General features: G+C 30.1%; 20 protein-coding genes. 6 read left to right on the top strand and 14 right to left on the bottom strand.

Annotated elements, in window-relative coordinates; all coding sequences use genetic code 11:
• Positions 1-459: 459 nt before the first annotated feature.
• Both AC1XJX_RS11260 and pdxH read right to left on the bottom strand, forming a co-directional pair.
• Positions 460-957 (bottom strand): CAP domain-containing protein, encoded by a 498-nt coding sequence (locus tag AC1XJX_RS11260; RefSeq protein ID WP_482004084.1) that lies wholly within the window; start codon positions 955-957, stop codon positions 460-462.
• Positions 958-1,125: 168 nt separating this feature from the next.
• Positions 1,126-1,773 (bottom strand): pyridoxamine 5'-phosphate oxidase, encoded by a 648-nt coding sequence (gene pdxH / locus AC1XJX_RS11255; RefSeq protein ID WP_482004083.1) that lies wholly within the window; start codon positions 1,771-1,773, stop codon positions 1,126-1,128.
• An 83-nt stretch (positions 1,774-1,856) separates the two neighbouring features.
• Between pdxH and AC1XJX_RS11250 the strand changes: the two genes are divergently transcribed.
• Complete coding sequence (locus AC1XJX_RS11250) at positions 1,857-2,270, top strand: hypothetical protein (protein WP_482004082.1); 414 nt, start codon at positions 1,857-1,859, stop codon at positions 2,268-2,270.
• Here the strand turns inward: AC1XJX_RS11250 and AC1XJX_RS11245 are convergent.
• From AC1XJX_RS11245 to rpsA, 6 genes are all read right to left on the bottom strand, one after another.
• Positions 2,267-3,172, bottom strand: a complete 906-nt coding sequence (locus AC1XJX_RS11245) for a ribonuclease Z (RefSeq protein WP_482004081.1) — start codon at positions 3,170-3,172, stop codon at positions 2,267-2,269. The two genes, AC1XJX_RS11250 and AC1XJX_RS11245, sit on opposite strands and share 4 nt — an antisense overlap.
• Before the next feature lie 2 nt (positions 3,173-3,174).
• The gene (locus tag AC1XJX_RS11240; protein ID WP_482004080.1) at positions 3,175-3,645 is read right to left on the bottom strand and encodes a DUF3291 domain-containing protein; all 471 of its coding nucleotides are present in this window, start codon (positions 3,643-3,645) and stop codon (positions 3,175-3,177) included.
• 1 nt (position 3,646) lies between these two features.
• A complete protein-coding gene (locus AC1XJX_RS11235; RefSeq protein WP_482004079.1) occupies positions 3,647-3,979 on the bottom strand; it encodes a ribonuclease Z in 333 nt (110 codons plus the stop codon).
• Positions 3,980-3,982: 3 nt separating this feature from the next.
• Positions 3,983-4,912 carry an aspartate carbamoyltransferase catalytic subunit gene (locus AC1XJX_RS11230; protein ID WP_482004078.1) on the bottom strand — a complete coding sequence of 310 codons (930 nt, stop codon included), beginning with the start codon at positions 4,910-4,912 and terminating at the stop codon, positions 3,983-3,985.
• Positions 4,913-4,919: 7 nt separating this feature from the next.
• Positions 4,920-5,459, bottom strand: coding sequence for a bifunctional pyr operon transcriptional regulator/uracil phosphoribosyltransferase PyrR (gene pyrR, locus AC1XJX_RS11225; protein ID WP_482004077.1), 540 nt, complete (start codon positions 5,457-5,459; stop codon positions 4,920-4,922).
• A gap of 151 nt (positions 5,460-5,610) precedes the next feature.
• Positions 5,611-7,467 carry a 30S ribosomal protein S1 gene (gene rpsA / locus AC1XJX_RS11220; protein ID WP_482004076.1) on the bottom strand — a complete coding sequence of 619 codons (1,857 nt, stop codon included), beginning with the start codon at positions 7,465-7,467 and terminating at the stop codon, positions 5,611-5,613.
• Between the two features lie 293 nt (positions 7,468-7,760).
• Between rpsA and AC1XJX_RS11215 the strand changes: the two genes are divergently transcribed.
• Both AC1XJX_RS11215 and AC1XJX_RS11210 read left to right on the top strand, forming a co-directional pair.
• The gene (locus AC1XJX_RS11215) at positions 7,761-8,141 is read left to right on the top strand and encodes a LysM peptidoglycan-binding domain-containing protein (protein ID WP_482004075.1); all 381 of its coding nucleotides are present in this window, start codon (positions 7,761-7,763) and stop codon (positions 8,139-8,141) included.
• Positions 8,142-8,259: 118 nt separating this feature from the next.
• A complete protein-coding gene (locus AC1XJX_RS11210) occupies positions 8,260-8,670 on the top strand; it encodes a hypothetical protein (RefSeq protein WP_482004074.1) in 411 nt (136 codons plus the stop codon).
• Positions 8,671-8,676: 6 nt separating this feature from the next.
• Here AC1XJX_RS11210 and cmk read toward each other — a convergent pair whose 3' ends face one another.
• From cmk to AC1XJX_RS11190, 4 genes are all read right to left on the bottom strand, one after another.
• Entirely contained in the window at positions 8,677-9,372 is a 696-nt protein-coding gene (cmk, locus tag AC1XJX_RS11205) for a (d)CMP kinase (RefSeq protein ID WP_482004073.1), read from the bottom strand.
• Between the two features lie 74 nt (positions 9,373-9,446).
• Positions 9,447-10,466: a type IX secretion system protein PorQ gene (gene porQ / locus AC1XJX_RS11200; RefSeq protein WP_482004072.1), complete on the bottom strand. Its 1,020-nt coding sequence runs from the start codon at positions 10,464-10,466 to the stop codon at positions 9,447-9,449.
• Positions 10,467-10,598: 132 nt separating this feature from the next.
• Entirely contained in the window at positions 10,599-13,049 is a 2,451-nt protein-coding gene (gene lon, locus AC1XJX_RS11195; protein ID WP_482004071.1) for an endopeptidase La, read from the bottom strand.
• A gap of 167 nt (positions 13,050-13,216) precedes the next feature.
• Positions 13,217-13,867 carry a rhomboid family intramembrane serine protease gene (locus tag AC1XJX_RS11190; protein WP_482004070.1) on the bottom strand — a complete coding sequence of 217 codons (651 nt, stop codon included), beginning with the start codon at positions 13,865-13,867 and terminating at the stop codon, positions 13,217-13,219.
• 62 nt (positions 13,868-13,929) lie between these two features.
• Between AC1XJX_RS11190 and AC1XJX_RS11185 the strand changes: the two genes are divergently transcribed.
• A complete protein-coding gene (locus AC1XJX_RS11185; protein ID WP_482004069.1) occupies positions 13,930-14,826 on the top strand; it encodes a lysophospholipid acyltransferase family protein in 897 nt (298 codons plus the stop codon).
• A gap of 109 nt (positions 14,827-14,935) precedes the next feature.
• Here AC1XJX_RS11185 and AC1XJX_RS11180 read toward each other — a convergent pair whose 3' ends face one another.
• Both AC1XJX_RS11180 and glmM read right to left on the bottom strand, forming a co-directional pair.
• A complete protein-coding gene (locus AC1XJX_RS11180; protein ID WP_482004085.1) occupies positions 14,936-15,112 on the bottom strand; it encodes a PLD nuclease N-terminal domain-containing protein in 177 nt (58 codons plus the stop codon).
• A 178-nt stretch (positions 15,113-15,290) separates the two neighbouring features.
• Entirely contained in the window at positions 15,291-16,679 is a 1,389-nt protein-coding gene (gene glmM / locus AC1XJX_RS11175; protein WP_482004068.1) for a phosphoglucosamine mutase, read from the bottom strand.
• A 77-nt stretch (positions 16,680-16,756) separates the two neighbouring features.
• Here glmM and AC1XJX_RS11170 point away from each other — a divergent pair, with 77 nt between their 5' ends.
• Positions 16,757-17,353: an acyl carrier protein phosphodiesterase gene (locus tag AC1XJX_RS11170; RefSeq protein ID WP_482004067.1), complete on the top strand. Its 597-nt coding sequence runs from the start codon at positions 16,757-16,759 to the stop codon at positions 17,351-17,353.
• Positions 17,350-19,053 carry a gamma-glutamyltransferase gene (gene ggt, locus AC1XJX_RS11165; RefSeq protein ID WP_482004066.1) on the top strand — a complete coding sequence of 568 codons (1,704 nt, stop codon included), beginning with the start codon at positions 17,350-17,352 and terminating at the stop codon, positions 19,051-19,053. Before AC1XJX_RS11170 ends, ggt begins: the two co-directional genes overlap by 4 nt.
• Positions 19,054-19,108: the final 55 nt, after the last annotated feature.

Genomic DNA, 19,108 nt, shown 5'->3' with positions numbered 1-19,108 from the left:
TTTAAAATTTTTTAAAATTTTTATAAATAAATTGAAAGAAGAATTTAGGTATTTGATAAATCGTTAAAAACTATAAGTTAGAATTTAAAATAATAAATTATTTTAACATCAAAAAAGTTTTCATTGCATGAAAAACAAAAAAACATATATGACTAGTTTAATATTAAAAAAATAATTAGGTTGAAAAAAAACTCAAAAATTAAATTACTATAATCTAGTTTTAAAAATTAATAACAACCAGATATTAAAACTAACTAAATTTGAAAGTAGAATTAAAATAAGATAATTAATTTAAAATTATAGGTTTTAATTATCAGGATTACAAAAAATTAAACAATAAAAGAATTGAGCATTGGGAATCTAAAATAAAAAAATAACGAAAATAGAATTAAGTATCAAATTCATTGCTATTTAGCAACCAACTTAGAAAAACCATGGTAAATTCCCATTTAATTGGTTTTACTTTTTAATAAAAATATTAGTAAAATACCATCTATCATTTATATTCTTTTCAGCAGAAATATCAAAATGTGTAAAATCCCCTTCTATATTTTCTTTATGCGATTCGCTTTTTAACCAAGCATTTACAACACCTTGTGCAGTACTGTAACCATAAGCCACATTTTCAGAAACTTTTAATGCACCTACATTAGCTTTCAAATAATCGCTTCGAGTATAAAAATTAGCATGAGATACTTCATCGTTATCCACCATATAGTCTGTATGGGAATGCGCTACCGATTTTACTATATTCAAATCTGCTAAAGGTTTTAAACCTAAAGATTGCCTATGGTCATTAATTAAATTTAAAATTTCCACTTCGATGCTTTTAGCTTGTACATTTTCAAGGTTTAATTCTATGGCATCTACTCTATCATCTATGCTATCTGTTGAACATGAAGAAAATGTCAAAATAACTAACAGTGCCAGTAAAGGCAGTTTGGTAAACAATTTCATAGGTTAAGTAAATTTAGATTTGGTATTATAAATTTAACAACCTAATAATGAAATGAATGTTAATGATATGTTAAAATCGACTAAAAACATACATTTAAACGATATTAAATGTTTTTAATCGATAAAATACACAATGTATTTAAAATATTATGTATTTAGTCGTTAAAATCATGGAGATAATCGATTAATTTGCCAGCTAAAATCATCTTGTAGCTTATACCTAATTCTGTCATGTAATCTATTTGGCCTACCTTGCCAAAACTCAATCTCTACTGGTTTAACTATATAACCTCCCCAAAAGGAAGGTCTTGGGATATCTTTACCTTCAAATTCTTTTTCTAAATTCAAAAGTTTATCTTCAATATACTTTCTATCTGAAATAATTTCACTTTGATTAGATACAACTGCCCCTAATTGGCTTCCTCTTGGTCGCGATTCAAAATAACCATCACTTAAATTTTCAGCAATCTTTTCTGCTTTCCCTTTTATGATAACTTGTCTTTCTGCTCCATGCCAAAAAAAAGATAAACAAACATTAGGATTATTAGCTATAGCCCTTCCTTTTTCACTGTTATAATTTGTGTAAAAAATAAATCCCTCATAGGTATATCGCTTAAGAAGTACGACTCTACTTTTAGGGAAACCATCTAATCCTATTGTAGAAATAGTCATAGCATTTGTTTCATCTTGTTCAAAATGAGAATCTACTTCATAAAACCATTTTTGAAATAGCTCTAAAGGGTTTTCTAGCATATCATTTAAAACTAAAGCACCTTTCTCGTAAGATTTCCTATAATTACTTAAATCTTTTTCCATAAGCTACAAAATAACAAAATTTTAAATTTGGTTTCATTGTTTATAACTATAAACTTCTTAACTTGAGCATACATTATTTTTTTATGAAATTTGAAACTTCAAAATTTTTCAAAGAATTACATCCTTTCAAATTAGAGATGCCATTTGGTAATTACTACTTTTTTGAAAACTTTGTAGTTGCAGAATTGTTTGAAGGTGTACATTTTGATTGGGATAAAGTAAAAAAACTTATTACTGAAATAATTAAATTTTATGGTCAAGATGCTCAAATAGGGTTTATTTCAAACAGGGTTAATCATTACTCAATAGACCCACAAAATTGGACTAGACTAGAAAAGGAATATAATTTAATAGTTGCAAGTGCCATTATTATGTACAATAATTTAACTTACATTAACGCTTCAATAGAAAGACAATTTGCTAAAAAGAGTATTAAACGCTGTACAAGTATAACAGAAGCTTTTGATTGGATGCTGAATTTGAAAGAATTTAATTAAAATTCAAATACTTTACCGTCCTCAGATAACTCAACATTTTTAAAAACTTCCTGAGCTTCATCTTTAAATACATTTAGGCTATCGTAACGCGTAGAATAATGTCCTAGAAGTAATGTGTCTACTTTAGCTTTTTTAGCGATTAGAGCAGCTTCTTTTGCTGTTGAGTGCTTTGTTTTCACTGCTAAGTTAGCGTGTTTATCAAGAAATGTAGATTCATGATAAAGGACATGTGCATTCTCAATAATAGATACAATATCTTCTTTATACATGGTGTCACTACAAAACGCATAACTTTTAGGCTTTTCACAAGCTGATGTAACTGTATCGTTTTTTATAACAACACCATTTTCACTAACTACATCAAAACCCTGTTTTAATTTTGAGTAATAAGCTACATTAATTTGAGCTTTTTCAGCAGCTTCAATATTTAACTTTCGTTCGCCTTCTTTTTCTTTAAAAAAATAACCATTTGTATAAATTCTGTGATTTAGTGGAATGGTATAAACTTCAACTTTTTCATCTTCAAAAATTAATTCGGAAGTTTTAGAAGTTAATTCGTGAAAAATAAGATTGTAATTAGTCCAAGAATCGGCCAATTTCATTTGAAGTGTCACAATTTCTTTAATCCCTTTTGGTCCGTAAATATTTAAATCCGCTTCTCGAGTCAGTAATCTAAACGTAGAAATTAATCCAACTAATCCAAAAAAATGATCTCCATGTAAATGGGAGATAAAAATATGCTTAATTCGATTAAATTTAATTTTATGTTTTCTTAATTCTACTTGAGTACCTTCTCCACAATCAATTAAAAACATATGATTGTTAATTTCTAATACTTGTGATGTTGTATTATTTAATGTTCTTGGAGTTGCACTATAACAACCTAAAATGGTTAACCTCATAGTTATAAAAGAGGTTTGTAGTTTAATGAATCGGAAACAGAAAATTTACTTTTAAATGTAAAAGCATAAGGACTTTCTCCGTGATTATTTAGATAATCTATACGATTTTTTGCATCTTTAAATGTAGGTTGATAATCTTCTAAAGTATACCAGAATGCCATATGCATCATTTTGATTTTACTAAACCATTCCTTTTTACGTCTAAAAATTTCAATGTGTTCTGAGTTATATGTAAACTTAAAAAGGGACTCCAAATCTTTCCAAACAGACATGTTTATAATTAAAGTATCATCTTGAAAAATAATAGCAGCTTCTTCTTTATCTTCATTTTGTAAACGCCAAATAAAACCTTCACTAGAATCTGCAACAGTATTTATTCTATCAAGATTACCAACAAAATCTTTCATCATTGGATTTTCCATTGGTGCCAATCTTTTTGCAATATTTACTTGTGCTAAATGGAATTTACTCATATTAAAAACCTAAATCGCGCTCCATTTCTTCCATTTCAATAATATCATAAGCTTCTTGTAATGTGGGTACTACAATAATATGATCTGGAACAATATTTAAATCAATTTTATCAGAAACAATCACAAAGGAATGTTTTGAGGCTTTGTGCATTTTTGATAATTCTAAAAACTCAATGACCTCGTTTAAAACAATTGTTTTTAAAGATGAAAGTAATACAATAAGATTATCATTCTTAAACTTTGGATAAATAGCTTGAAGTTTTTTAACCAACTCCACAATGGTGAAATTTTCTTGTGAAACTGTAGTGAAATTTCCGTTTTGATTTAAAATCATTAGTTACTGTTTAATTTTTGAAGCTAATAAATAAATAACTGCCATTCTAATTGCTACGCCATTTTGAACTTGATCTAAAATAATGGATTGCTTAGAGTCTGCAACATCACTAGTAATTTCGACACCTCTATTAATCGGTCCAGGATGCATTATAACAATTTCTTTATTTAGAGAATCCAACAACATTTTATTAACTCCAAACTGTTGTGTATATTCCCTGGTTGATGGAAAATAAGTGATATCCATACGCTCATTTTGAACCCTTAACATATTAGCCACATCACACCAATTTAATGCTTTAAATAGGTTTGTTTCAACTTTTACACCAAGTTTTTGGATGTATTTAGGAAGTAATGTTTTTGGACCACAAACCATAACTTCGGCGCCTTGAAGTTGTAGTGCAAATATATTTGAAAGTGCTACTCTACTATGTAAAATATCTCCAACAATAACCACTTTTTTTCCTTTAACTTCCCCAAGTTTTTCTCTTATTGAATAAGAATCTAGAAGTGCTTGAGTAGGATGTTCATGTGCACCATCTCCAGCGTTTATAATACTCGCTTTAACATGTTTTGATAGAAATACACCTGCACCAGGATTAGGATGACGCATCACTACCATATCAACTTTCATTGATAAAATATTATTAACAGTATCAATAAGTGTTTCACCTTTTTTTACTGATGATTGTGATGAAGAGAAATTAAGTACATCAGCTGAAAGTCGTTTCTCAGCTAACTCAAAAGAAAGTTTAGTCCTCGTTGAATTTTCAAAAAATAGATTAGCAATAGTAATATCTCTAAGAGAGGGCACCTTTTTAATAGGACGATTAATTACCTCTTTAAAATGATCGGCAGTTTCAAAAATAAGTTGAATATCTTGTTTGTTAAGATATTTAATCCCTAATAAGTGATTAACACTTAATTCGCTCATTGTTTTATTATTTTTCAATTAAATAAACTGAATCTTCTTTATCGCGTTCTTTCCAGTTTACTTGAACTTTTTCATTATTTATAACATCAACCTGCCTTCCTCTATAGTCGGGTTGTATTGGTAAATGCCTGCTAAAACGTCTATCAATTAATGTTAATAGTTCTATTTCATTTGGCCTTCCAAATGATTGAATAGCTGTAAGAGCTGCTCTAATACTTCTTCCTGTATACAGAACATCATCAATAAAAACAATGTTTTTATCTTCAACTATAAAATTAATTTTAGTCATATTGGCTTCTAAAGGTTTATCACCTCTTCTAAAATCATCTCTAAAAAAAGTAATATCTAGATAACCTAATTGAATATTTTTAACTTTATAATTTTCTTTCAAAATTTCTGCTAACCTGTCAGCTAAAAAAATACCTCTTGGCTGTAAACCAATTAAAACCGTATTAGAAAAGTCATTATGTTTCTCAATAAGTTGACAAGCCAATCGATGAAGAATGATGTTTACCTCTTTTGCGTTAAGTAAAACTTTTTGACTCATATAGTATCCAAACGTATTTGGTTTACAAATGTAATGCAAAATTTTAGAAGTTAAAACATAAAATATAATACTTACGTTTAAGTATGCTTTCTTTACAAAAAAAAGCCTTCAATTTCTTGAAGGCTTTTGTATTAAAAAAATGACTTAAAAATTACTTTTTCTTAGCTTTTGGCTTAGCAACTTTTCCATCCATTTTATCTTTCAGAGCTTGTAAAGAATCGTTTGCATCACCTAAAGTTGGTTTTGCTTCTGCAGCTGCAGACTCCGCTTTTCTTACCGCTTGCTTAACTATTTTAGCTTCTTCAGCTTTAAATACGGCTGTATGAGATGCCACTACACGTTTAAATTCCTTATTGAATTCAATAATTTTAAACTCGGCAGTATCTCCTTTTTTAAGCTTACTTCCATCTTCTTTTTCAAGATGACGTACTGGTACAAATGCAACGATATCTTCATTAAACTCTACAGTAGCGCCTTTATCTACGATTTCAGAGATTGCCGCTGTATGTACAGTATCTAATGCAAAATCAGTTTCGTATTTATCCCAAGGGTTTTCTGTAGTTTGTTTATGACCTAAACTTAATTTACGTCCTTCAACATCTAATTCTAATACAATAACATCTAGTTTATCACCAACTGCACAGAATTCGCTTGGATGCTTGATTTTCTTAGTCCAAGATAGATCAGAGATGTAAATTAATCCATCAATACCTTCCTCTAATTCAACAAAAACACCAAAGTTTGTAAAGTTTCGTACAATACCAACATGGCTAGAACCTAATGGGTATTTACCTGTAATATCTGTCCAAGGGTCTGAAGTTAATTGTTTAATACCTAAAGACATTTTTCTATCTTCTCGATCTAAAGTCAAGATAACTGCTTCAACTTCATCACCAACAGAAACAAAATCTTGAGCAGAACGTAAATGCGTAGACCAAGACATTTCTGATACGTGAATTAAACCTTCAACACCATCAGCAACTTCAATAAATGCACCGTAATCAGCAATAACAACTACTTTACCTTTTACTTTATCACCAACTTTTACAGTATCTGCTAAAGCTTCCCATGGGTGTTTAGATAATTGTTTAAGACCTAATTGGATTCTAGATTTATCTTCATCAAAATCAAGAATTACAACATTTAATTTCTGATCTAATTCAACAATCTCATTTGGATGGTTGATTCTAGACCAAGATAAGTCAGTAATATGAATTAATCCGTCAACTCCACCAAGATCGATAAATACACCGTAAGAAGTTACGTTTTTAACAACTCCTTCTAATACTTGACCTTTTTCTAATTGACCGATAATTTCTTTTTTCTGCTCTTCAATATCAGCTTCTATTAAAGCCTTATGAGAAACAACTACGTTTTTAAACTCATGGTTGATTTTAACAACTTTGAATTCCATAGTTTTATTTACAAATTGATCGTAATCTCTAATTGGTTTTACATCAATCTGAGAACCTGGTAAGAATGCTTCAATACCGAAAACATCTACAATCATACCACCTTTAGTTCTACATTTAACAAAACCATTAACGATTTCACCAGTTTCATGAGCCGCGTTAACACGATCCCACGCTTTAATTACACGAGCTTTTCTGTGAGATAATACTAATTGTCCAGTTGCATCTTCACGAACATCAATTAATACTTCTACTTTATCTCCTACTTTTAAATTTGGATTGTAACGAAATTCGTTTAAAGAAATTACACCTTCAGATTTAGCGTTGATATCAATAATTGCATCACGATCTGTAATGTGTATTACTGTACCCTCTACAACTTCATCATTTAGTGTATCTACGAAATTTTCTGCTACTAGTTTTTCAAATTCTTTAAGTTGTTTATCGTCAACTTCATCAATACCCTCTTGGTAATTATGCCAATTGAACTCTTTTAAGAATTTTTCAGGATTTGCTTTAGCTTCAGATACTACTGGAGCTGATACAGTTGTTGCTTCAGTTGCTTCAACTTCTGCTTGTTTTGCCTTTTCAGCCATGTGCTGATTAAATTTTGTATTCTGTATGTTTCGGAAGATTTAAGCGTTTAGCACACAGAAGTGTTATTGTTTTTTTAGTTTCAGTTCCTTTTATCTTTCCGACGATTCGCTAAAAGGAGTGCAAAAATACATATTTTTGATGTAATTACCTAAAAATGAGAAAATAAATTAATTGTGACTTTTTCAAATATCTAGTGTCCTAAAATCAGAAACAATATCTTAGGAAATAGATAATATCAAAACATAAATAATTCCTTATATTGTTATTGTATATTAACATTAAATATTTTATTATGACTGCAAAAAGTAAATATCAAGCTGTTCTGGATTTAGGAGAATTATTAAAAATTCAAGATGGAAATGTAAGTGAAGAAAATGGTGTTTTGAAAATCAAAGGCACTGCAAAAACACCTTATGAGAAAAATATTATTTGGGATAAAATAAAAGAAATTGGTGGTAGTAACCCAACAGATATAAAGGCCAATATTTCTGTTGCTGATGAAAGTGTATATGCCTTGCATACTGTAAAAAGTGGCGAAACTTTGGGTAAAATTGCTAAACATTATTACGATAGCGCATCAAAATACCAAGCTATTTTTAATGCAAATACTCATATTTTGAAAAATCCAGATTTAATTCATCCAGGACAGGAGTTAGTAATCCCTAACCTTTAATTTTACTAAAAAAATCAAAACCACTAATATTTATAAAATGTTAGTGGTTTTTTTATACATGTTGTTTTTAATGGTAATCAAAAAAATTCTATTAAATTTATAATCTAAATTGTTACTAATGAAAAATATATTTGGGGTTTTAGCATTAATACTTCTATTTAATTGTTCTAAAGACGAAACCCAAGAAGCTAAAGACATATTAGTAGATAGTCAATTGATTTCAGAGTGGATTATAGAATCAAAAGGTATTAATAATACACCGTCAATTGAAACTTACTGTTGTGAGTCTATCACATTTTTATTTGACAATAACATCCAAGATTTAACCGGTAATTTCATTCAAATTATAGATTCCGAGGAAATTACTGGAAAATTCACTGTAAATCCTTTAATAAATACTATATCGTTTTCTAGCCCTAGCGTAGCTGATTTTATTTATAATTATGAAATTGAACAGTCAGATTTTTTAAAATTATCTTATTTTGAAAATGGTGCTGTTTATTACATGCGATATAGCAGAGCTAACTAATTAAAGTTATTCATAATCTTCAATAGTAATCATTACTAATTGAAGTATTTTATTAAATTGATCTTCTAAAGACATTTCAGAGTTATCTATTTCTATAGCTTCTTTAGCTTTTTTTAATGGCGAATCATCTCTGGTTGAATCCATGTAATCACGAGTTATTACATTTTTTAAAACATCTTCATAAATAACATCATCACCTCTTTCAATAAGTTCGTTAAATCGTCGTTTTGCTCTAGTTTCAGAAGATGCAGTCATAAATAATTTAAGTTCAGCATTGGGAAAAACAACAGTTCCTATATCTCTACCATCCATAACAACACCCTTGCTTTGCCCCATTTTTTGTTGTTGTTCCACTAGTTTTTGACGAACTTCTGTAATTGCAGCAACTTGACTAACAAAATTAGAGACTTCAAGAGTTCTAATATTTTTTTCAATATTTTCTCCATTCAAATAAACCTCAGCAAAACCTTTATATCTATTAAATTTAAAGCTGATTTCAATGTTTGGTAATTGATAAATAAGGGCTTCTTTGTTGAAATCTTCTTTATTTATTAAACCTTTTTGCATTGCATAATAAGTAACAGCTCTATACATTGCTCCTGTATCAACATAAACATATCCTAAATATTTGGCAAGTTGTTTAGCTACCGTACTTTTACCAGTTGAAGAAAATCCGTCTATGGCTATGGTTATTTTTGTCATTATTAAGTTTGAAGTGTCTAAAGTAATTAAAATGTAGAAAGTGAAAAAATATGAATTTTAAATACTAATAATAATCATTGTAAATCTATTTGCAAACCAAAGAAGTTTGAATTTGCTGCACTTGTGAATTTTGCATGTGTATAGCTAAAACGCATCTTATTCATTTTAATAGAAATACCAGCTGATAGTCCAGAGAAATTCCTTTGATCAATAATTCTAAGTTCTTCACCTCTTCTAAAATTATACCCTAAACGAATATTAAAACCTCCTTCTGGAAATAACTCAGCTCCCAAAATAGTGTGACGGATAACTTGACCTAATAAACCAACTTTTTCATTGGTTTGATTACCACTTAAATCACTGGTAGTTCTTGCAGGGTTTGGTCTAGAAATAGGCCACTCTTGGAGGTTCTCTAGAGTAACGTGCCATCGAATTGGTACGTTTTCTACCCTTTGAGACATCCCAAAAGCCACTTCAAAAGGTAAGGGTTCATTTAACCCTGCATAAGTAGTTATTTGTGTTCCTAAATTTCTAACTACTAAAGCTGCATTAAAATCTAAATTTTCATTAATATAAATTAAACCTAAATCTACAGCAGCACCAAATGAATTATATTGTTCTAATTTTGAGGTAATTAATTTTATGTTTCCACCAAAATAAAAATCTGAGTAGCCTACTTGAGTTGCATAACCCATGGAAAGTGCCGTTTCATTCCCAGTAAACGTTCCTGTGGCATTTCCAGCTTCATCATAACCATCAAATGAACCATAATTTATATAAGTTATTCCAGTATGAAAGGTTTGTGTACGCCTATCCACAGTATAAGCATAAGAAGCGGTGCCATAACTTATACCACCTAAATAACTGGTGTAATTTATTGATAATTGATTATCCATTTCAACATTGATGGTTGCTGGATTAAAAAGCCCTTGTGTTACATCATAATCTACATTAGTGAAAACTTTACCACCTAATGCTGCTTGTCTGGGTGATGATATCAAATTTAAGAACTGATAAGTGGTTTCTCCTCCTACTTGGCTATAGGATAAAGTAACCATTAACAAACAAAAAAATGAGATAATTTTTCTTAGCATATTTACGATACAAAGTAAGTAAATCTATCTTAAAACGATAGCATGTATCTTTTATTTTAAACGAAAAAAAACCTTGAGTATTTTGGCTCAAAGTTTTTTTAAATTTTTATTCTATTAAAAAATAGAAATCCTTTATATATTCTTAGGATTTTTAACTTTTTGATTCGTTATAGCATGCTTTATTACCTCACTCATATCAGTAACATAATAAAACGTTAAGCCTTTTAAGTATTCTGGTTTAATTTCTTCAATATCCCTTCTGTTATCTTCACATAATAAAATCTCTTTTATTCTTGCGCGTTTAGCTGCTAAAATCTTTTCTTTAATACCACCAACTGGAAGTACTTTACCTCGAAGTGTAATTTCACCTGTCATTGCTAAACTTTTCTTAACTTTTCTTTGAGTGAATAAAGAAACTAATGATGTTAACATCGTTACACCTGCACTAGGTCCGTCTTTAGGCGTTGCACCTTCAGGAACATGAATGTGGACGTTGTAATTTTCAAAAACAGAAGTGTCTATTCCAAATTCCTCTGCATTAGATTTTATATATTCCATAGCTATGGTAGCTGATTCTTTCATAACAGTTCCTAAGTTACCAGTAATACTCATAGTCCCTTTTCCTTTTGAAAGAATAGATTCTATAAATAGAATATCTCCACCAACACTCGTCCAAGCTAATCCAGTTACTACACCAGCTACATTGTTATTTTCGTATTTATCTCGCTCTAATCTTGGGCCACCTAAAACTTCAATTATATCTTCATTAGTAACTTTTAAATTGTAAACCTCTTCCATAGCGATATTTTTAGCAGCATGACGAACCATTTTTGCTATTTGCTTTTCAAGACCACGAACACCAGATTCTCGAGTATAACCCTCTACTATTTTTTCTAATTGTTGTTTAGCAATTTTAAGATGAGAATCATTTAAACCATGCTCTTTTAATTGTTTAGGTAATAAATGACGCTTTGCTATTTCTACTTTTTCTTCGATGGTATAACCTGTTACATTTATAATTTCCATACGATCGCGTAAAGCTGGTTGTATGGAAGACAAACTATTAGAAGTTGCAATAAACATTACTTTAGATAAGTCGTAACCCATTTCTAAAAAGTTGTCGTAAAACTCATTATTTTGTTCTGGGTCTAAAACTTCTAACATAGCAGAAGATGGATCGCCTTGATGTGAGTTTGATAGTTTATCTATTTCATCTAAAACAAAAACTGGGTTTGATGTTCCTGCTTTTTTTAAACTTTGAATAATTCGCCCTGGCATTGCTCCTATATAGGTTTTTCTGTGCCCACGTATTTCGGCTTCGTCTCTTAAACCTCCTAAAGAGATACGAACATACTCGCGACCTAAAGCCTCTGCAATAGATTTTCCTAAAGAAGTTTTTCCAACCCCTGGAGGGCCATATAAACACAAAATAGGCGATTTCATATCGTTTCGAAGTTTTAAAACTGCTAAATATTCAATAATTCTGCGTTTTACATCTTCCAATCCAAAATGGTCTCTATCAAGTATTCGTTTTGCACGTTTTAAATCGAATTTATCTTTGCTAAATTCATTCCATGGTAAATCCAAAAATAGCTCTAAGTAATTACGTTGTATAGAATATTCAGCTACTTGAGGATTCATACGTTGCATTTTAGCTAATTCTTTTTCAAAATGTTTAGCAACTTTTTCATCCCAAAGCTTACCACTAGCTTTATCGCGCATTTCTTCTATCTCCTCGTCATGACTAACACCACCCAATTCTTCTTGAATAGTTTTCATTTGTTGATGTAAGAAATATTCTCGCTGTTGTTGGCTCATATCCATCTGAACCTTTGACTGAATATCATTTTTAAGTTCCAATTTTTGAAACTCAACATTCATATACTTAAGCGTCGCTAATGCACGTTTTTTAAGGTCATCCATTTCTAATAGCGATTGTTTTTCGCTAACTGAAAGATTCATATTTGACGATACAAAATTTATCAAAAATGAATTACTTTCAATATTTTTTATAGCAAAAGATGCTTCACTTGGGATGTTTGGACTTTCCTTAATAATTTCAAGAGCTAAATCTTTAATAGAATCGATTATAGCAGAAAACTCTTTATTTCTTATTGCTGGTTTTGCCTCAGGAATATCTCTTATTGTCGCAGTCATATAAGGTTCTTCTGTTAGAACTTCGGTCACTTTAAATCGTTTCTTCCCTTGAATGATTACCGTTACATTTCCATCAGGCATTTTTAAAACCCTTAGTATTTGAGCAACTGTTCCAATTTCATGTATTTCTTTTGCAGAAGGATTTTCAACAGATTCATCTTTTTGAGCAACAACACCTATAATTTTTTTTCCTTTGTTAGCATCGTTTATAAGTTTGATAGATTTATCTCTACCGGCAGTAATTGGAATAACAACACCAGGAAATAAAACCGTATTTCTTAATGATAAAATAGGTAAAGTTTCGGGCAATGTCTCATTGTTTATAGCTTCTTCATCCTCAGGTGTCATTAAAGGAATTAGCTCTGAGTTTTCATCAAAGTCCTGTAATGACAAACTGTCAAGTGTAATAAAATTTGACTTTTTCATATATATTTTTTGGTCAATCTGTCATTAAAACAAATTAAACTTTTCTTTTTGATATTTAATAAAACCATTTAAATATCTGAAAAACAATAACTTAATAAAATATAAAGTAATTCAGATAATAAATAAAGTCAATACTTATGCCATTAATAGATTATAGAAACAATACTTTATATTTTACCTATTTTCTTTAAAACAAATATCAATACAATAGGGATTGCTAATAAAACAATCATCAATAAATTAGTTTCAAATAGCCATGGCGAAAGAATCAATGTAACTATATAGCCACCTATTGCACCACCAAAATGTGCATCATGCCCAATATTACTTATTCTTTTTTTCATACCATAAATTGAATATAGTAAATAGCCTATTCCGAAAAGATATGCAGGAATAGGAATGGGTATAAAATACATATACAAACTCATCCCAGGTTGTAATAAAATTGCGGAGTAAATAACGCCCATTACTGCACCACTAGCTCCAACAGCGCTATAATGATATTCGTTTTTATGAAAATAAAAAGATAATAAACTACCTAAAACCAAACTGCTAAAGTATATGAGTAGAAACTGTATGGGATTCAAAAGACTTATAATCACATCTGCGAAAAAATAAAGTGAAAACATGTTAAAAAATAAATGTGCTGTATCTGCATGCAAAAAACCAGAGCTAACCATTCGTATTTGTTCACCACGCTGTACAGCTCCAACTTGAAATTTATACTTATCAAAAAAGCTATAATCACTAAAACCTTTGTAAGATATTATAACGTTAGCTGCTATTATTATAATGGTTACTATATCTAAATTAGCCATAGGGTGTAAACGTTTAAACTTAAATTAATTTATATTTGCCAGTACAAATCTAAAATTAATTAATGCAATTTCTAGCTTATATTATTATTTATCCTTTTTTATGGATTATTTCAATATTACCTTTTAGATTATTATATTTTTTTTCTGACGGACTTTATATACTTATTTATCGCATTATTGGGTATAGAAAAAAAGTAGTAATTAGTAATTTGAATTTGGTTTTTCCGGGAAAATCAGATTTAGAGATTAAGCAGATTACTGAGGTTTTCTATCATCATTTATGTGATATGATATTAGAATCTATCAAATCCATGACTATATCAGAAGCTGAAATGAAAAAACGTTTTATGTTTACTAATGTAGAATTGATGCAAGATATTGAAAACCAAAATAAAAGTATCATTTTAATGTGTGCTCATTATGGAAGTTGGGAATGGATTTTTATTTTACAAACCTATGTAAAATCTAGGGGTAATGCCGTTTATAAGCAGCTAGCAAATCGTTATTTTGATAAATTAGTAAAAAAAATAAGAGCAAAATATAACAGTTATTTAATAACAACAAAAGATATTATACCCACATTAATTGAACAAAAAAGAAAAGGTATTATATCTATAAATGGTTTTGCATCAGACCAGTCTCCAAAACTTGATAAAGCTTTTCATTGGAATGATTTTATGGGTATAAGGGTTCCAGTGCATACTGGTGCTGAAATGCTTGCCAAAAAACTAGATATGGCTGTAGTGTTTTTTTGTGTTAAAAAAATTAAACGTGGCTATTACGAGACTACTTTTAAAACTATAACATTAAACCCAAAAGAGTTTAAAGATTACGAAATAACCGATATTTTTTTAAAACTAGTTGAAGCACAAATCCTTGAAGCTCCAGAGTATTATTTATGGACTCATAAACGTTGGAAGCACCTTGACAAGGAAAAAAATAAAAAAACAACAATCTGAAAAAACATTTAAATTGTAATCGCTATTTCAGCTCTTTTGATGTAAAAATTAAAAATCTTAATTAATTATTTGAAATTTATTATTCTAAGATTTTTATTAAGTATTTGATTTAATAATTTTTTCCAATTTTAATTTTCTGTTTTCTTCCTATAATAAAATATAAAACCTTACCAAGTAAGTTAATAAACAAAACAACTAACATCCAAATAATCTTATTATTACCTGAGAATTCACTTTTTAAAATATCAATAAGAGCAACTATAGTTATTATAAATCCGAAAAACACCACAAATAATATTAAAATTATTTGCAAAGGCCCAATAGATAAAAGTTAGTTCAACTTATTAATATTTATGTAAAGTTAACAATCCAATTTAAATCTATTTTATACGTCATAGTTAAATCTTGTTTTAGCCCCAATTGAAATTGCATCCTTTTTAAAAGCCTAAACTATCCACAAGGTCTCAACTGTTTGCAATCTCTCCAATTTCAGCAATAAATTTATCAGCTAAAGCATCAGCTTCTTTTTGCGATTTTGCTTCGGTATAAATTCTTATAATAGGCTCTGTGTTGCTTTTTCGTAAGTGTACCCAACTTTCTGTAAAGTCTATTTTTACGCCATCAATAGTTGTAAGTTGTTCTATGTTATAGCTGTTTTCTATTGTTTTCAAAATACGATCTACATCCAAACCAGGCGTTAATTCTATTTTCTTTTTACTCATAAAATAATTTGGGTAGGTTTTTCTGAGTTGGCTTACAGACATTTTTCTGTCTGCCAATAAACTTAAAAATAAAGCTACTCCTACTAAGGCATCTCTTCCATAATGAGCCTCTGGATAAATAATACCTCCATTACCTTCGCCACCAATAACCACTTTATTTTTTTTCATGAGTTTAACCACATTTACCTCTCCAACAGCACTAGCTTCATAAAAGCCGCCATATTTTTCTGTAACATCTCTCAAGGCTCTAGTCGAGCTCATATTGCTCACCGTGTTTCCTGGAGTTTTACTAAGTACATAATCTGCGCAGGCTACAAGAGTATATTCCTCCCCAAACATCTCGCCATTTTCGTCCATAAAAGCTAAACGATCTACATCTGGATCTACTACAATACCGAAATCTGCATTATGTTTTTTAACAGCTTCAGATAAATCTCCTAAATGCTCTTTTAAAGGTTCTGGATTATGAGGGAAATGTCCGTTTGGCTCACAATATAGTTTTACAACATCTACACCTAAACGTTCTAAAAGTAAAGGAATTGCTATACCTCCTGTGGAGTTTACACCATCTACAACCACTTTAAATCGGGCTTCTTCAATAGCATTTACTGTTACTAAATCTAGATCTAAAACTTCTATAATATGCAAATCTATATAAGCTTTATTTTTGGTTATTTTACCTAAGTTATCCACATCAGAAAAAATCATGTTATCGCTTTCTGCAATTTCTAAAATTTTAGCGCCTTCAAAATTATCTATAAACTCACCTTTTGCGTTTAATAATTTTAACGCATTCCATTGTTTTGTATTATGACTTGCTGTTAAAATTATACCACCATCAGCATGCTCTAAAGGCACAGCAACTTCTACAGTTGGTGTTGTTGATAAACCTATATCTACTATATGAATTCCTAAACCAACTAACGTATTCATTACTAAATTTTGTATCATTTGCCCAGAAATACGTGCATCTCTTCCTACTACAACTTTATAGTGCTCTTTATCTCGCTGTTGTTTTAACCAAACACCATAAGCCGATGCGAATTTTACAGCATCTATTGGCGTTAAGTTTTCTCCTACTTTTCCACCAATAGTACCTCGTATTCCTGAAATTGATTTTATAAGTGTCATACTTTATTTTAAATTTAGAAAAACAAATATAGTATTTCAAAATCGGTTTGTTAAATCAGAATTCGTAAATTTCACAAATGAATTACTTGGCCCATATTTATCTATCTGGTGATGATCCTTTAATAACAATTGGTAATTTTATTGCAGATGGTATTAAAGGAAAAAGTTACAATAAATACCCAAAAGATATACAAATAGGTATTTTACTTCATAGACACATTGATAGTTATACAGATGCGCACAAAACAGTAAGACTCAGTACTAAAAGGTTACATGAGAAATATGGCCATTATTCTGGCATTATAGTAGATATTTTGTATGACCATTTTTTAGCTAAAAATTGGAAAAATTATAGCGATATTCCTCTTAGTGTTTTTGTAGAATCTTTTTATGATTCTCTTGAAGCGCACTTTGATATACTTCCTTCAAGGATACAAAAAATGATGCCCTTTATGTTAGCAGATAATTGGTTGTTAAGTTATGCATCTATAAACGGGATTTCAAAAATTTTAGATGGAATGAATAGAAGAACCAAAAATCGATCTGGCATGAATAAAGCTGTTATAGAATTAGAAACATTTTATAATGAATTTGAAATTGAATTCACCTTATTTTTTGATGAATTAAGAGCATTTTCAAAAAAAAAATTAAAAGAACTGACCAGTAAATCATGAAGAAATTCACCTATTCCTTATTGTTCATAGCATGTTTCATTTCTTGTAAAAAAGAACCCCTAATAATTAAAAAAAAAGAACCACAGGTAGGTTTAGTTTCTAAAAATGCGATGGTAGTTTCTGCGCGAGCTGAAGCCTCGCAAATTGGGATTGATATACTAAAAAAAGGCGGCAATGCATTTGATGCTATGGTTGCAACTGAACTAGCCTTAGCTGTCGCATATCCTTATGCTGGAAATATTGGTGGTGGTGGTTTTATGGTTTATAGAATGGCAAATGGGGATATTGGAGGTATTGATTATAGAGAAAAAGCACCTCTAGCATCAACAAAAAATATGTTTTTAGATAAAAACAGCAATGTAATACCAGGTAAAAGTACCCTTGGCGCCATGGCTGTTGGTATTCCAGGTACGATTGCTGGCGTATTTGCTGTGCATGAAAAACTGGGTTGGCTGCCTATTGAAGATATTTTAACTCCAGTTATTAATTTAGCCTATAAAGGCATTGTAGTTACAGAAAAACAAGAAAAACGCATTAAAGAGTATCAACCTCAATTCCTAAAAGCAAATAAAGAAGCTACACTATTTAATAAACATTGGAAAACTAATGATACTATAAAATACCCTGCCCTTGCTAAAACTTTAGAACGGATTTTAAAAAATGGTAAAGATGAATTTTATAAAGGAGAAACCGCTAAAATATTAGCTAGATTTATTAAAGATAATGGTGGTATTATAACCGAAGAAGATTTGTCTAAATATAATGCCAAATGGCGGGATCCCATAACATTTACCTTTGAGGATTTAAAAATCATTTCAATGTCTCCACCTTCAAGTGGTGGTGTTTGCTTGGCTCAAATAATGAAAATGATAGAACCTTATAATATTTCTCAATATAATCACAACTCATTAAAAGCCATCCAAATCATCACAGAAGCTGAACGACGCGCTTATGCAGATAGAAGTTTTTATTTAGGTGATCCGGATTTTGTTGAAATCCCTTTGGATAAACTAATTAGCAATTTTTATTTAAATGAACGAATGTCTGATTTTTCCTTTGAAAAAGCGACCCTTTCAAAGGATGTATCTCATGGCAATGTGCAAGTTATTGAAAGTGATGAAACCACACACTACTCTATTGTAGATCAATTTGGTAATGCTATATCTGCAACCACAACTTTAAATGGTGCTTATGGTTCAAAATTGTATTGTTCAGAACTCGGTTTCTTTTTAAATAATGAAATGGATGATTTTAGTAGTAAAACAGGAGAGCCTAATATGTTTGGTCTTATTGGAGCTGAGGCCAACAGTATTGCACCAGAAAAACGTATGTTATCTTCGATGACGCCTACTATTGTTGAGAAAAATGGAAAGCTTTACATGTCTGTTGGCACACCTGGAGGTTCAACCATTATAACCTCGGTTTTACAAACTATATTAAATGTATATGCTTTTAAAATGGGTATGCAAGAAGCTGTTAACGCACCTCGTTTTCATCATCAATGGTTACCAGATGAAATTAGAATGGAACCAAATTTATTTGATGAATCAGCAATAAACGAACTTAAAAAACTTGGTTATTTTATTAATGAAAAAGATTCTCGTGTAATTGGTAAGGTCGATGGAATACTAGTTTTAAATGATAAGTCTTATGAAGGTGGAGCAGATCATCGAGGTGACGATACTGCGGTCGGTTTTTAAAAGTTTTTTTTTTGCAACTCAATAGTATTTAATACTTTAGATTTTAGTTATAAAC

The sequence above is a fragment of the Flaviramulus sp. genome, assembly GCF_982512915.1.
This window is presented reverse-complemented; position numbering and strand designations above follow the sequence as displayed.

Excerpts from the sequence above, each read along its gene's own strand:
- AC1XJX_RS11250 (WP_482004082.1), top strand. The coding sequence starts at position 1,857 with ATGAAATTTGAAACTTCAAAATTTTTCAAAGAATTACATCCTTTCAAA.
- pyrR (WP_482004077.1), bottom strand. The coding sequence starts at position 5,459 with ATGAGTCAAAAAGTTTTACTTAACGCAAAAGAGGTAAACATCATTCTT.
- ggt (WP_482004066.1), top strand. The coding sequence starts at position 17,350 with ATGAAGAAATTCACCTATTCCTTATTGTTCATAGCATGTTTCATTTCT.
- glmM (WP_482004068.1), bottom strand. The coding sequence starts at position 16,679 with ATGACACTTATAAAATCAATTTCAGGAATACGAGGTACTATTGGTGGA.
- porQ (WP_482004072.1), bottom strand. The coding sequence starts at position 10,466 with ATGCTAAGAAAAATTATCTCATTTTTTTGTTTGTTAATGGTTACTTTA.
- AC1XJX_RS11210 (WP_482004074.1), top strand. The coding sequence starts at position 8,260 with ATGAAAAATATATTTGGGGTTTTAGCATTAATACTTCTATTTAATTGT.
- AC1XJX_RS11190 (WP_482004070.1), bottom strand. The coding sequence starts at position 13,867 with ATGGCTAATTTAGATATAGTAACCATTATAATAATAGCAGCTAACGTT.
- AC1XJX_RS11245 (WP_482004081.1), bottom strand. The coding sequence starts at position 3,172 with ATGAGGTTAACCATTTTAGGTTGTTATAGTGCAACTCCAAGAACATTA.
- AC1XJX_RS11260 (WP_482004084.1), bottom strand. The coding sequence starts at position 957 with ATGAAATTGTTTACCAAACTGCCTTTACTGGCACTGTTAGTTATTTTG.
- lon (WP_482004071.1), bottom strand. The coding sequence starts at position 13,049 with ATGAAAAAGTCAAATTTTATTACACTTGACAGTTTGTCATTACAGGAC.
- AC1XJX_RS11185 (WP_482004069.1), top strand. The coding sequence starts at position 13,930 with ATGCAATTTCTAGCTTATATTATTATTTATCCTTTTTTATGGATTATT.
- rpsA (WP_482004076.1), bottom strand. The coding sequence starts at position 7,467 with ATGGCTGAAAAGGCAAAACAAGCAGAAGTTGAAGCAACTGAAGCAACA.
- AC1XJX_RS11235 (WP_482004079.1), bottom strand. The coding sequence starts at position 3,979 with ATGATTTTAAATCAAAACGGAAATTTCACTACAGTTTCACAAGAAAAT.
- AC1XJX_RS11230 (WP_482004078.1), bottom strand. The coding sequence starts at position 4,912 with ATGAGCGAATTAAGTGTTAATCACTTATTAGGGATTAAATATCTTAAC.
- AC1XJX_RS11215 (WP_482004075.1), top strand. The coding sequence starts at position 7,761 with ATGACTGCAAAAAGTAAATATCAAGCTGTTCTGGATTTAGGAGAATTA.
- pdxH (WP_482004083.1), bottom strand. The coding sequence starts at position 1,773 with ATGGAAAAAGATTTAAGTAATTATAGGAAATCTTACGAGAAAGGTGCT.
- cmk (WP_482004073.1), bottom strand. The coding sequence starts at position 9,372 with ATGACAAAAATAACCATAGCCATAGACGGATTTTCTTCAACTGGTAAA.
- AC1XJX_RS11240 (WP_482004080.1), bottom strand. The coding sequence starts at position 3,645 with ATGAGTAAATTCCATTTAGCACAAGTAAATATTGCAAAAAGATTGGCA.
- AC1XJX_RS11170 (WP_482004067.1), top strand. The coding sequence starts at position 16,757 with ATGAATTACTTGGCCCATATTTATCTATCTGGTGATGATCCTTTAATA.